Origin of the sequence: Enterobacter sp. LM3 (genome assembly GCF_046622475.1) — a bacterium.
GTDB classification, from domain to species: domain Bacteria; phylum Pseudomonadota; class Gammaproteobacteria; order Enterobacterales; family Enterobacteriaceae; genus Enterobacter; species Enterobacter cloacae_P.
Genome location: NZ_JBJURN010000010.1, coordinates 89,468 through 102,767, shown reverse-complemented (window position 1 = coordinate 102,767; position 13,300 = coordinate 89,468). Strand labels below are relative to the sequence as shown.

The window sequence follows — 13,300 nt, the reverse complement described above, 5'->3', positions numbered from 1 at the left end:
GTTATCACTTTGTTGCTGATGTGCTTACACGCGTAACAGGCGAGTTCTGGCGGTTCTCCCACAGTACCGTCAGGCCACGTTGCAACGCGATAAAAATAAAGAGCAGAATGCCGATGGCGATTTTCGTCCACCACGAACTGAGCGTGCCGTCGAAGTTGATGTAGGTCTGAATCAGCCCCTGGATCGCCACGCCAAACAGCGTCCCGAGCACCGTTCCCACCCCACCGCTGAGCAGCGTTCCGCCAATCACAACTGAGGCAATGGCATCAAGCTCCACGCCCACCCCTGCCAGAGCGTAACCGGCCTGGGTATAAATGGAGAAGACGATACCTGCCAGCGTCGCCAGTCCGGTAGAGAGCATATAAATGCGGATGGTGGTGCTGCGGGTGGAGATCCCCATCAGGTTCGCCGAGGTGGCGCTGCCGCCAATGGCGTAAACCTGATTACCAAACCGGGTGCGATGAGCGAGGAAGATCCCAATCACGACCACGCCCAGCATCAACAACCCCATCGCGCTCAGGCGGCCACCGCCAGGGATTTTCCACGCCAGGCTGGAGAGCGTGTCGTAAACCGGATGGTTAATCGGAATGGACTCTTCCGACACCAGATAGCTGACGCCGCGCAGAAAGAACATTCCCGCGAGAGTGATGATAAAGGCCGGGATTTTTAGCGCATCTATCAGCAGCCCCATAAAGGCACCAAACGCACAGCCCAGCACCAGTATCAACGGGAAGGCCAGCAGCGGTGAAATGCCCCAGAAACCGATCGCTTTCGCGAGAAACACACCGGTAAACGCGATCACCGAACCCACAGAGAGATCAATCCCGCCGGAGAGGATCACAAAGGTCATGCCGACGGCGATAATGCCTAAAAAGGCGTTATCCGTCAGGATGTTGCAAATGACGCGCGTGGAAGCAAAGCCGGGGAACTGGGTCAGGCAATAGAGATACCCCAGCACAAACACGCCCAGCGTGATCATCAACGGTAAATTACGTTTTATCATGGCCACGGATCCCCTTAATGATGCTAACAAAGCGCGGCGACTGAACAATCAGCACGCAGAGCACGACCACCGCTTTCACCACCTGGTTGAGTTCCGGCTGAAAGCCGGAGAGCAGGATACCGGTATTCATTCCCTGAATAATCAGTGCGCCGACTACCGAGAGCAGCAGGTTAAAGCGTCCGCCCATCAACGATCCGCCGCCAATGACCACCGCCAGGATCGCATCCAGCTCCAGCCATAACCCGGCATTGTTGGCATCAGCCCCACGGATATCTGCCGCGACAATGATCCCGGCGATGGCAGCGCAGACACCGCTCAGCACGTAGGTCAGCATCACCATCAGCCGGGTATTCACCCCAGCGTTTCGCGCGGCGCGAATGTTGATCCCAACCGCTTCAATAAACATGCCGAGCGCCGTTTTACGGGTAAACAGCCAGAACACCACTAACGTCACCAGCGCAATAATGACCGGCGTCGGGAAAAAGAGCAGCTTACCGCTACCGAGCCACGCCAGGCCCGGCGAGTTGAAAGTGACAATCTGACCGGAGGTGATCAACTGCGCCACCCCGCGTCCGGCCACCATTAAAATCAGCGTGGCGACAAACGGCTGGATCTTGAGAACCGCCACCAGGATACCGTTCCACAGCCCGGCCAGAACGCCCGTGCCTAATGCTGCCAGCAGTACCACCGGCAGGCTATGTCCGGCCACGGTCATCGAGGCGGCAGTGGCACCTGCAATCGCCATCACAGCACCAACGGAAAGGTCGATACCGCCGGTGGCAATGACCAGCGTCATGCCAATCGCCAGCAGGGCCACGGGAGCGGCGCGGTTTAAGATGTCTATCGGGCTACCAAACAGGCGGCCATCCTGCACAATAATCTGGAAGAAATGCGGGGCGACCAGGCTATCGACCAGCAGTACCAGCAGCAGCGCGGCAATTTGCGGCGTGCCGGTCGGCCAGTTAAAGCGGCGCTTTGACTCACCAGTTTGCGAAAGCGAACGGGGCATCACGATTAACTCCTTATGCCGCGATGGCATTCATGATTGCCGGAACGGACAGTTTATCCAGCGGGATCTCTGCCACCTGCTTGCGATCGCGCATGATAATCACGCGATCGGCATACCCCACCAGCTCCTCCAGTTCGGACGAGATCACCAGCAGCGCCAGCCCGTCGGCACAGAGCGTTTCGATAAGCCGGATAATTTCGGCATGCGCCCCGACGTCAATACCGCGCGTCGGTTCGTCGAGGATCAGGAACTGGGGTTTAGTCAGCAACCAGCGTGAAAGCAGTACCTTCTGTTGGTTACCGCCGGAGAGAAACTCAATGGGTTGTTCCGCGCTCGGGGTGCGGATCCCCAGCTGGCGGATAAAGCGTTCGGCAATCGCATTTTGTTCTTTACGCGGAATCGGTCGTAACCAGCCACGCTGCGCCTGCAGAGCAAGAATGATATTTTCCCGCACGGAGGCCGCGGCAATAATGCCGTCCGTTTTCCTGTCTTCCGGGCAGAACCCGACCCCCAGACATGAAGCCTGATGTGGCGATCGCAGCGTTTGCGGTTTGCCTTTGATCAACGCGCTGCCGCTGTCGGCAGGTTTGATCCCGAAGATCACTTCGGCGGTTTCGGTACGGCCTGATCCGAGCAGGCCTGCCAGGCCGACAATCTCGCCGGGGCGCACCTCCAGATTAAACGGCGAGATCGTCCCTTTTTTGCCGTAATCGCTGAAAGCAGCGACCGGTTTATCGCTCAACAACGTGCGGCCTGCACGCTGGAGCGCATTGGTATCCAGCTCACGGCCCAGCATCATTTTAACCAGCTCAATCTGCGGTAGCTCACGGGTTTCGCGACAGCCGACAAAACTGCCGTTGCGCAGCACCGTAATCCGATCGCTCACTTCATACACCTGATCGAGGAAGTGGGTGACGAAGATCAGGCTCACCCCCTGATTGCGCAGCTGGCGCATCAGAGTAAAGAGCATCTCCACTTCCTGGGTATCGAGGCTGGCGGTCGGTTCGTCGAGGATCAGCACTTTCGCAGAGAGATCGATGGCACGGCAAATGGCGACGATCTGCTGCATCGCCACGGAAAAGCGGTTTAACGGCTCGCGGACGTCGAGGGAGAAACCGTAAGACGCCATCAGTTTCGTTGCCCGCGCTTCCATCTCTTTACGCCGTAACAGGCCAAAGCGCCGTGGCTCACGGCCAATAAACAGGTTATCCGCCACCGACATATTCGGCAGCAGGTTCACTTCCTGGTACACCGTCCCAATTCCCAGCTGCTGGGCATGGGCGGTATTTTTTGGCGAAATCGCGTTGCCTTCCAGCCAGATGGAACCACGATCGGCGTGATAAACGCCGGTCAGGGCTTTAATCAGCGTTGATTTTCCCGCACCGTTCTCACCCAGCAGCGCCATGATCTCGCCACGTCGCAGGCTAAAATCGACGTTATCCAGCGCCTTTACGCCAGGGAAAAATTTGCTTAATCCTTCTGTGCGGAGGATTTCCTGGTGTTGTTCAGTGGTCATGGTTATCCCCCTCACCCTGGCCCTCTCCCCATAGGGGAGAGGGGAACGGGCATTAGTAGCCCATATTTTTCTTCTTCTCTAACTCTTCTTTGGCAGTATCTGGCAGGTAGAGTGTGGATTTAGTGATGGTCAGCTTCTCAGGCAACGTGCCGTCTTTCTTGAATTTCTCCAGCGCATCAAATGCCGGGCCGGCCATGTCTGGCGTCAGCTCAACGCTGGCATTCGCTTCACCGTCCATCATCGCTTTGTAGATATCCGGCACGCCATCGATAGAGCCGGTGAGGATATCTTTACCCGGCTTCAGGCCCGCTTCTTTAATGGCCTGAATAGCACCGATCACCATGTCATCGTTATGGGCGTAAACCATGCAGATGTTCTTGCCGTTGTTTTCAGCCTTGATAAAGCTTTCCATAACCTCTTTACCCTTGCTGCGGGTAAAGTCGCCGGACTGAGAGCGGATAATCTTGATGTTCGGCGCTTTAGCGATGGCTTCTGCAAACCCTTTCTTACGGTCGATAGCCACGCTCGCGCCCACCGTACCCTGCAGCTCAACCACGTTACACGGTTTGCCACCCACCTGTTTCACCAGCCAGTCTCCAATTAATTGCCCCTCAAGAATGTTGTTGGCGGTGACGGTGGTCATATAGAGAGATTTGTCTTTTACATCAATGGAACGATCGAGCAGGAAAACCGGGATCTCAGCGTCTTTGGCTTCCTTCAGTACCGGCTCCCAGCCTGTGGCCACCACCGGCGCAATGAAGATGGCATCCACCCCCTGAGCGATGAAGGAACGCACGGCTTTAATCTGGTTTTCCTGTTTTTGCTGACCATCGGCAATCTTCAGCGTGATGCCGCGTTTCTGGGCCTCGCTTTTCGCAACGTTGGTTTCAGCCGCACGCCAGCCGGATTCAGACCCGACCTGCGAAAATCCTACGGTTAAAGGTGCGGCCATCGCCATAGACGACATGGCTGCCGAAACTGCTGTGACAAGAAGTAAGCGCTTCCACATATGAACGTCCTCGTAGGGGGGTTTATTGTTGGTTAAAAGGTGTTCTGCGGAAAAACTATAGACAATACGAGATGTAACGGATTGCGTTACATCACACTTCAGAAAAGTGAATAAAGCGTTAATAACAAGTTTGTAATCGTTTTCATTTTGCCATGAAAAATGCAGCTGTGATTATGGACTTTCCTGCTATGAAATTGCTCTGAAAAGTGGGAAGAACGAGGAGAGAAGACGAAAACAGGCGGAGACATTCAGCGCCAGTTGGCTATAATACCTGCCACTTGTTTACCATCCATTTTAAAGGACACAGACATGAGCTTACTCAACGTCCCTGCGGGTAAAGAACTGCCTGAAGACATCTACGTTGTTATCGAAATCCCGGCTAACGCAGATCCTATCAAATACGAAGTGGACAAAGAGAGCGGCGCGCTGTTTGTAGACCGTTTCATGTCTACCGCAATGTTCTATCCATGCAACTACGGCTACATCAACCACACCCTGTCTCTGGACGGTGACCCGGTTGACGTGCTGGTCCCAACACCATACCCACTGGAGCCAGGCTCCGTCATTCGCTGCCGTCCAGTTGGCGTGCTGAAAATGACCGACGAATCCGGTGAAGATGCAAAACTGGTTGCGGTTCCGCACACCAAACTGAGCAAAGAGTACGATCACATCAAAGATGTGAACGACCTGCCAGAACTGCTGAAAGCACAGATCACTCACTTCTTCGAGCACTACAAAGACCTCGAAAAAGGCAAGTGGGTTAAAGTTGACGGCTGGGACAACGCTGAAGCTGCGAAAGCAGAAATCATCGCGTCCTTCGAGCGTGCAGCTAAGAAGTAATTCTTACCGCTGATAGTAAGCCCCGCATGTCGGGGCTTTTTTGTATCCGTTGCAAATTGTCACAAAAATGTCACAAAGAGATTTTCGCTCACGATATTAATTAGATAGCGCTTTTTACCTGCCTTACCTCCGCTTTGCCCCCTTAAAGTCCGCCTTCTACAGGTCGATACCTCCCCTGCGTGACCGCGATCGCTTTTTCACTTAACGGGAAATCATGAAACTCAACACACTCACAATTGGACAACGTCTGGGGCTTCTGGCGTCGCTTCTGCTGCTTGCGACCCTCTTGATTGGCCTGCGTGGCCTGCTGATCAATAGCGACAGCCGGGCGCAGAACGAGCAGATTATGACGATGGAACAGACCATCACCCGCAGTATCGACACCGCCCGTAATGCCCAGGTGCAATTCAAAATTCAGGTTCAGGAGTGGAAGAACACGCTGATTCGCGGTGCTCAGGGGCAAGAGGCATTCGATAAATACAAACAGGCCTTTATTGCAGAAAGCCAGAACACTCAGGCACTGCTGACACGCCTGAGCGAATTACTGCCAGAGATTGGCATGGATAACCAGCAAGTGCTGGAAACACGCGACATTCACGCCGGTCTTGAACAGAAATACCTGGCGGCACTGGCCACTTATCAGGTGGGTGATGCCACCAGCGCCCAGCGTGTGGATCAACAGGTTACGGGGATCGATCGTGAACCCACTAAAATGATCGACAATGTCGTGGCGCGTACGCTGCAACATGCTCAGGCGCTCCACCAGCAAACTATCGCCCGTAATCAGGAGCAATACCAGCAAACGAAATGGATGTTAATGCTGACAATGGCCCTCACACTTGCCGCCGGACTGCTCGTCACCTGGTGGCTGATCCGGAGCATCACCCGCCCACTGGCACAAGCTGTCATCATTGCCCGTACCGTCGCCGCCGGGGACTTACAGTCCAGCTTTACCGTTGACGGGCGTGATGAAACGGCTGAGCTGATGCGTGCCCTTCAGGAGATGAATGACAACCTCACGCGTATCGTCTCTGGCGTACGTAACGGCACCGAAACCATCGCCACCGCGTCGGCGCAGATCGCCAGCGGTAGTCACGAGCTTTCATCCCGTAACGAAGCACAGGCCAGTGCGCTGGAACAAACTGCCGCATCAATGGAGGAGCTCACATCGGTGGTGAAAAGTAACGCCGAAAACTCGCGTACCGCCAGCGATCTTGCCAGAAGTGCCCGTCAGGTTGCCAGCCAGGGTGAAGAGGCGGTTGAACGCGCAGTACAAACCATGAGTGAAATCCACAATTTCTCCAGTGAAATCAATACGATTATCGGTATGATCGACAGTATTGCCTTCCAGACCAATATCCTGGCGCTAAACGCAGCCGTTGAAGCCGCGCGTGCAGGCGCTGAGGGGCGTGGCTTTGCGGTAGTTGCTGCGGAGGTTCGTGCGCTGGCACAGCGTTCAGCCGCCGCCGCCAAAGATATTCGCGTTCTTATCGACCGTTCCGTGAACCGTATTGACGAGGGGAATGGGCAGGTGAAACAGGCCGGTGCAGCGATGGCAGATATTCTGCACAGCGTCAGTAAGGTGAGTGAACTGATTGAGGCGATTTCACATGCCAGCCATGAACAGAGCACCGGAATTGATCAGGTGAATGTGGCAGTGACCCATATGGATGCGGCTACACAGCAAAACGCCACCTTGTCGCAGGAATCTTCTGCGGCAGCACAGGCGATGCATCGTCAGGCGGAACAGCTGCTGGATACGGTACAAATATTTAAGCTACGCCAGGAAGCGGTTTAACGCTGATAAGCTCTTGCACTGAAAAAACAACGCCACCTTACGGTGGCGTTGTCGTTTTTCAGTACTGGTCTCTGTCTAACCAGTTACCGCTTTCAATCCGCGTTAACCCTTCGACCGGACGCTGATAGACGTACATCCATGCACTTCCATATGGCGTCTGGATCAACTGGCGTGCGTATTCACCGCCCCTGGTGCGCAAGGCATCAAGTTCGGCAAGCGTGGCATTATCAATACGATAAACCTCACCCTGTACCGTTCCGTCCCCCGGAACCGCGCCTGGATAGTGGCCCAGACTGTACAACTGGTAGTTCTCGATATTGTAATTTCCCAACAACTGGGCGTTGGTCATCCAGTGACTGTTGCCTTGCTTGGTTCGTAAACTGCCGTAAACAAATATTCGCATTGCTAAAACTCAAACTGATAGAGCAGATCAAGTGCCTGGTCTACGCCGGACACTGCTTCCAGATATAGCTTAGGCATCAGGCGATAGCGTAACGTGAGTGTTGCCAGTGAGTCAAAGATCCCCACACCGTATTTTACCTGCAGACCCGGCAGTACATAGCCGCTGACCACCACCTGCGAGGAGTCACCCACGCCCTGGGTGTCCAGCGCCAGATTACTTACGCCGAACGTCTCACCGATTTTACCCACAACCTGACCACTTTGTGCAACCCCCAGCCCCACTAACATTGACGTCATCGCCGCACTGTCGTTTTGACCGCTATCCAGACCCTGCCCACGCAGCAGGTAAGAGAGGGCTTCCTGTTGCGACATTGCCGGGTCAGAGAAAATCTCGGCTTTCGGTTCATCGGCAGAACCGGTGACGCGCACGCCAGCAATCACGTCGTTTTCCGTGGCCTCAGGATTACGAATCGCTTCGATATTCAGCAGCGGTTGATCCGGTGGTCCGGAGAACAGCAGTATACCTTTACGCACAATCAAATCCTGACCGTAGGCATGGAAACGCCCTTCAGGAATATTGATTTGCCCGTTAAGACCTAATCCCTGCTTATCCTGCGCGACGTTCAGATCGCCAGTCAGTTTCGCCTTCAGCCCAAACGCATCCAAACGCACGTTATTCCCCACGTGCACGATAAGATTACTATTGATCGGTATGCCAGCGCTCTTCTGTTCGACAGGTTTCAGATTATCATTGAGCATAACTTCATCGCTTGAGACACCCACTGCGCTTTCCGGCACGTCGTGAACCACAATTCGCGCCCACGGCACGTCCACGCGTCCATCCAGTGTGAAGAGGCTCGGTGTTGCTTCAAAGACAATATCCGGCGACACGTCCAGGCGCACCATTGGCGGTACGGTGATCCGCACCTTACTGCCTTTTGCTGCAATGCGAGCGCGCCAGTTATCGAGCTGGCTCCAGTCTGCATCACCGCTCAGGTTGATTTGCCCCTGCTGCGTTCGCACCACACCGGCGATAGTCGAGCGCATGCCGTTGAAGTTCATCGCTATCTGGCTTGGCTGCATATCAAACGGCATAAAGTTACCGTCAATATCCACGCCGTTTAGCTGCATCTGACCAAACAGCTGCGGGCTTTGCGCATTACCTGCCAGACGCAGGTTTGCACTGAGCATCCCCGCCGCTTTTTCTCCGCGAGAGAAAATCGGGTTCACCATCGCCAGGTTGAAATTGCGGATATTGACGTTACCGCCCAGATTGCGTCGCCCTTGCGGATCGGTAATCTGCACCTGCCCGTCAAACTGACCGTTGTTGGTCAGGCGGATAAGCCATCCCAGCTCTGCGCGGTTGTTATGCAGATCGGCACTCAGGTTGAGGGTATCGAACGCCACCGGCAACGGTGCGCTGTTTACCTCCTGTGTCACCTTCACGTTACGGCCAGAGAGCGTAACGCTACCCTGCGGCAGCCCCTCTTTGGTGGTGTCCCAGACCACGTCAGCTTTACCGCTGAAGACACCGCTGGCCTGCGTGGTTTCCGGCATAAACGGCTTCAGCATCGCCAGGTCGAAACGATTGAGGTTGATCTGCGCACGCCCCTCCGCACCGGCATCGATGGTTTGCGGCACGCACAGCTCAGCGTTCGGGTTGGTCCAGCAATGTGGCCCGATGCTGATTTTCTGCTCAGCGTTACGATAGTCCAGCGCAATGGCACGCGACAGCGCCAGTGGCCCGACAGGGGTATTAAAGCGGGTGTTATCCAGCGTCCCTTTCCAGCGTTCTTCCTTACGGTCAAAACTGCCCGCCAGATGGAGTTGCCCGGAAACGGGTTCGCCCTGCACGCGCAGCTGGAGGTCATGCTGCTTCTCGTTACCTTTCGCCTCAAGCGTCACCAGATTGATATTCACATCCGGCTGGGCAATGCGCTCTACGCGCAGGTTCAGGTTGCCGCCGATCTGATCGGTAGACTTCACATCCCCTTCCACGCGCACACGGGCAACAGACAGTTCCTGCCAGCGCAGATTACTGGCCGTGATATCTGCCAGCAGCTGCGGCGCATCTACCGTGCCACGCACCTTCACTAACCCCTTCGCCGTGCCGCCAAGCCCTGGCAGGGCGTTATCCAGATTCGGTGCATCGATGGTGGCATCCAGATTGAGATCCTTCACCCCCAGCTCGCCTTTGATATCCGCCGTGTTACGCCCCAGAGCCACATGCAAGCCCGGGATCACCCACTGCAGGTAGCTGTTGCCCTTCAGCGAACCTTCCACGTTAACCTTGTTCTGCTTCACGTTACCGGTGAGCTTAATTTCCGGCACATCCATCTGCCACGAGCCACCGTACAGGCTGCCGCGCGTTTTGATCAGGCCATCAAGTTTAGACGGCCAGTCCGGTACCTCTTTCCCCGTGTTGATGCCCGTCAGCTTCAGCTCGCCGTGCCAGCTGATCGCCTGCTGCCAGTCGAGTAAAGCGGTCAGTTCCGTTTTCCCTTCCAGCGCCGCAACGGTCAGTTTGTCGAGATTAACCTGCTGTTCGTTACCCTTTGCATCCAGCGTGATAGTCGCTGGCGGCACGCCCTGCCCCTTCACTGCCGTGCGGAACGACAGCGTGTAACCGGTCATCTTGCCACTCAGCTTCAGCTTCAGGTCGTTGGCCTGGAACTGTTTTTCGCCGGTGAATGGCCAGTAAAGCTGCTGGCTGACAATATCGAGATTGAGAGGCAACCCGGCTTCCGCCAGCTGTGCCTGCGCCCGCAAGACCATATCTACCGGGCCGGAGAGGTTCACGCCAACATCCAGTTTGTCGCGCAGCGCACCGCCGACTTTTACCTTCACTTTCTCGCCCTTCAACGGGTCGATGTTGAGCGCACTGTTCAGCGTGATATCCACCGGCCAGTTATCGCGCAGTAGCGCATGACCAGACGCATTGACGGAGCCCTGGCTGGTATCAACATCCAGCGCGTCGAGCTTCATATTGCCGTCAATGCTGCTGACTTTAAGCAGCAGGTTATAGACCGTCAGATCGGTATCACCGGTCAGACGCAGCTGCTCACCCTTAAACTCTTCGATATTGAGGTTCAGCGGCAGATGAACATCCGTCATCTCCGGTAAAACAGGTTTCGAGAAGAGATCTTTCAGCGTTTCACCCAGCGGTTTTTCTTCCGGCTGCGGGTTCTGGATCTTCGGCTCGACGATCTTCTCCTGAGTCACCTGCGCCACTTTCGGCAGCGCAATCAATAGCCCCTGCAGGGAGGTTGGCGTCAGAGTCAGGTTCTTCTCCTCCCAGCGCAGGCCGGAGGTGAAATCCATCACCGACACGGTGGTGTCGTCTATGTTGATATTGACGTTATCCAGCGCCACGCGATAGAGCGCAATCGGGTACGGCGTGGAGAGGTTCAGTGGGCCGCTGTCCTCTTCTTCAACCGGTGCTGATTTCGGCATTTTTTTCGAATCAATCGCCACATTCACATCTTTTAGCGACAGATCGTTCACACACAGCTTGCTGTCCCGCAGGCAGCCCAGCTTGACCGCCAGGTGGAATTCCCCCGCGTTGACCGCTACGCCTGGTTGCGCATAACGAACATTCTTCAGACGCAGATCGCGCCAGCCGCCTGTCACCTGGCCAATTTCCAGCCCCGGAACCCAGCGGTTTGCCGCGTTAAACACCAGATGCAGGCCGGTTGTCGTACCGACCAGAAACGCCACCGTGCCGAGCAGCAGCACGATAAAAATCAACACCCCGAGGCTTATCTTCTTCCATAAACTCATAATTCAGGCCCCAGACCGATGTAAAACTGTAAACCGTGTTCCTTTTTGTCTCCCACCGGAACGGCGAAGTCGAGCTTGATTGGCCCAACGGGAGACTGCCAGCGCACGCCAACGCCTGCGCCGGTTTTAAAATCGTTTGTACGGATGTCGTTCACCGCCTCACCACCATCGACAAACATCGCGCCCCACCATTTCCCGCTGACGTTGTACTGATATTCCAGCGAGCCGGTCGCCAGCTTTGATGCCCCGGTCAGCTGACCTTTATCGTTTTCTGGCGAAATGGATTTGTACTTGTAGCCGCGAATACTGCGGTCGCCACCGGCGAAGAAACGCAGATCGGGCGGAACTTTGTCGAAGTCCCCGGTTTCAATCCAGCCGAGGTTCCCGCGTACCACGAAGCGGTGTTTATCGTACAGCGTGCGGATCCAGACGTTTTGCGCCTGCACGACCGCGAAGTCGACGTCAGAACCCCACATCGTACTGGAGTAATCAACAGAATAACGCTGGGAGTCGCCCCAGGTGGGCATCAGGCCGCCGCGTGAACGGGTGCGGCTGATCATCACGCCCGGATACAGCAGCATGGTCGTGTTGGTAACGTTAGCCTGGGTAAAGTGGTCAAGGCTCCAGCGCAGGTTGATAGCGCGCTGCCAGCCGCTGGAAAGATCCCAGTAACGCGAAACGGCGAGCGTGGTGGAATCCGCCCGGGTATCGTTCAGGTCGGTACGCTTAAAGCCGCCCTGAACGAGGTAATATTGCTCCAGCGGATTTTTCAGCAACGGCATTTTGTAGCTGAAATCGAGCTGTTGTTCCGGTGCGGAGATACTGGCACTGGTGGTCAGGCTATGGCCCCAGGAGTTCATCCACGGTTTTTTCCACGTCGCCTTCACGCGCGGACCGACGTCAGTCGAATAACCGAGCCCTGTCTCAACGGTGTTCTCTGTGCGCGGCGAAACCACGCCGTGCAGCGGCAACACTTTCGTTTTACGTGATTTATCAAACTCTGGCGCGACAACAACGGAGTTAAACCACCCGGTTGCCGACAGACGACGGTTTAGTTCTGCCAGGTCTTTTGACTGGTAGTAGTCCCCCTTCCTGAAGGGGATCAGGTTTTGCAGGTATTCATCACGAATTTGCGAGCCTTCGAACGTCACGTCACCAAAGCGATAGCGTTCACCGCTGTCGTAGTCGATATCCCAGAAGGCCTGGTGTCTGTCCAGCGCAATACCCAGCTGGCTTTTGTTGAACTGGCTGTCGAAGTAGCCCTTACGCAGCGACACGCTCGTCAGCTCTTTTTTGAAATCGTCGTAGTCACCGTGATTAAGCACGGTACCGATTTTAGGCCGCGTGCTGAGCAATTCCAGGTAATCCCGGTCTGTACGTGCGCCACCGCGTAACACAACATCAGTACCGCCAATCAGTACCGGTTCGCCCGGCGAGACGCGGGCAATCAAAACCTGTCGCCCCTTCTTTGGCGGCGGGCGAAGATCAAAATCAATGGTGGGTTCGTAATACCCCAGAGCCTTCAGCCCTTCGCGGATCGCATCATCCACGCGCGCACGAAAACGCCGGTCCGGCGTCACTTCGTCACTCTGGATCGTCGACAGCTGTGCACGCACGTTTTTTTCCAGCGCTCCGGATAACCCCTCAACCTGCAAACGAACATTCGCCGCGCTGGCGACTCCGCTTGTCAGTAATAAACTGACTAAACATAACTGGCGGATCTTTGGCACGTTTTCTCCTGAATATCCTTGTTTCCACCCCTGGAAGCAAATGAAGTGCCGCTCCGCGGTCCTCTACGGCTTATCAGCCCAAAACCCAATTCATGGGTTGAAAAAGGGTGTAATACCCAAATATTTCTTATGATTAAATCTAGACTCATTTAGCGTATTTATTGTGTTCAATTAAACGCTTCGTGACAACCTTAACCGAAACATCGCTACCCG

At 55.2% G+C, this 13,300-nt stretch carries 9 protein-coding genes; 2 read left to right on the top strand and 7 right to left on the bottom strand.

Going from position 1 to position 13,300, the window contains the following annotated elements; all coding sequences use genetic code 11:
• Nucleotides 1–4 precede the first annotated feature (4 nt).
• From yjfF to ytfQ, 4 genes are read right to left on the bottom strand one after another with little or no spacing between them, the layout of a single operon-like run.
• Nucleotides 5–1,003, bottom strand: a complete 999-nt coding sequence (yjfF, locus tag ACJ9N4_RS12910; RefSeq protein ID WP_182919302.1) for a galactofuranose ABC transporter, permease protein YjfF — start codon at nucleotides 1,001–1,003, stop codon at nucleotides 5–7.
• Nucleotides 990–2,015, bottom strand: coding sequence for a galactofuranose ABC transporter, ATP-binding protein YtfT (gene ytfT / locus ACJ9N4_RS12905; RefSeq protein WP_182273528.1), 1,026 nt, complete (start codon nucleotides 2,013–2,015; stop codon nucleotides 990–992). The genes yjfF and ytfT overlap by 14 nt, the downstream gene beginning before the upstream one ends.
• Before the next feature lie 10 nt (nucleotides 2,016–2,025).
• Nucleotides 2,026–3,528 carry a galactofuranose ABC transporter, ATP-binding protein YtfR gene (ytfR, locus tag ACJ9N4_RS12900; protein ID WP_182919301.1) on the bottom strand — a complete coding sequence of 501 codons (1,503 nt, stop codon included), beginning with the start codon at nucleotides 3,526–3,528 and terminating at the stop codon, nucleotides 2,026–2,028.
• A 52-nt stretch (nucleotides 3,529–3,580) separates the two neighbouring features.
• Complete coding sequence (gene ytfQ, locus ACJ9N4_RS12895) at nucleotides 3,581–4,537, bottom strand: galactofuranose ABC transporter substrate-binding protein YtfQ (RefSeq protein ID WP_182273526.1); 957 nt, start codon at nucleotides 4,535–4,537, stop codon at nucleotides 3,581–3,583.
• 309 nt (nucleotides 4,538–4,846) lie between these two features.
• On the opposite strand from ytfQ, the gene ppa reads away from it, so the two are divergent.
• Complete coding sequence (ppa, locus tag ACJ9N4_RS12890) at nucleotides 4,847–5,377, top strand: inorganic diphosphatase (RefSeq protein WP_010427397.1); 531 nt, start codon at nucleotides 4,847–4,849, stop codon at nucleotides 5,375–5,377.
• 214 nt (nucleotides 5,378–5,591) lie between these two features.
• Nucleotides 5,592–7,175, top strand: coding sequence for a methyl-accepting chemotaxis protein (locus ACJ9N4_RS12885; RefSeq protein ID WP_182273525.1), 1,584 nt, complete (start codon nucleotides 5,592–5,594; stop codon nucleotides 7,173–7,175).
• A 58-nt stretch (nucleotides 7,176–7,233) separates the two neighbouring features.
• Here ACJ9N4_RS12885 and ACJ9N4_RS12880 read toward each other — a convergent pair whose 3' ends face one another.
• Genes ACJ9N4_RS12880 through tamA form a run of 3 tightly spaced genes read right to left on the bottom strand, consistent with a single transcriptional unit; the run spans nucleotide 7,234 to nucleotide 13,087 of the window.
• Complete coding sequence (locus tag ACJ9N4_RS12880; protein WP_182273524.1) at nucleotides 7,234–7,578, bottom strand: gamma-glutamylcyclotransferase; 345 nt, start codon at nucleotides 7,576–7,578, stop codon at nucleotides 7,234–7,236.
• A 2-nt stretch (nucleotides 7,579–7,580) separates the two neighbouring features.
• The gene (gene tamB, locus ACJ9N4_RS12875) at nucleotides 7,581–11,357 is read right to left on the bottom strand and encodes an autotransporter assembly complex protein TamB (protein ID WP_182919300.1); all 3,777 of its coding nucleotides are present in this window, start codon (nucleotides 11,355–11,357) and stop codon (nucleotides 7,581–7,583) included.
• Nucleotides 11,354–13,087, bottom strand: a complete 1,734-nt coding sequence (tamA, locus tag ACJ9N4_RS12870; protein ID WP_182273522.1) for an autotransporter assembly complex protein TamA — start codon at nucleotides 13,085–13,087, stop codon at nucleotides 11,354–11,356. The genes tamB and tamA overlap by 4 nt, the downstream gene beginning before the upstream one ends.
• Nucleotides 13,088–13,300 lie beyond the last annotated feature (213 nt).

Bases quoted from the DNA above. Each gene is read 5' to 3' on its own strand.
- yjfF (WP_182919302.1), bottom strand. From the start codon at position 1,003: ATGATAAAACGTAATTTACCGTTGATGATCACGCTGGGCGTGTTTGTG.
- ytfR (WP_182919301.1), bottom strand. From the start codon at position 3,528: ATGACCACTGAACAACACCAGGAAATCCTCCGCACAGAAGGATTAAGC.
- ytfQ (WP_182273526.1), bottom strand. From the start codon at position 4,537: ATGTGGAAGCGCTTACTTCTTGTCACAGCAGTTTCGGCAGCCATGTCG.
- ppa (WP_010427397.1), top strand. From the start codon at position 4,847: ATGAGCTTACTCAACGTCCCTGCGGGTAAAGAACTGCCTGAAGACATC.
- ACJ9N4_RS12885 (WP_182273525.1), top strand. From the start codon at position 5,592: ATGAAACTCAACACACTCACAATTGGACAACGTCTGGGGCTTCTGGCG.
- ACJ9N4_RS12880 (WP_182273524.1), bottom strand. From the start codon at position 7,578: ATGCGAATATTTGTTTACGGCAGTTTACGAACCAAGCAAGGCAACAGT.
- tamB (WP_182919300.1), bottom strand. From the start codon at position 11,357: ATGAGTTTATGGAAGAAGATAAGCCTCGGGGTGTTGATTTTTATCGTG.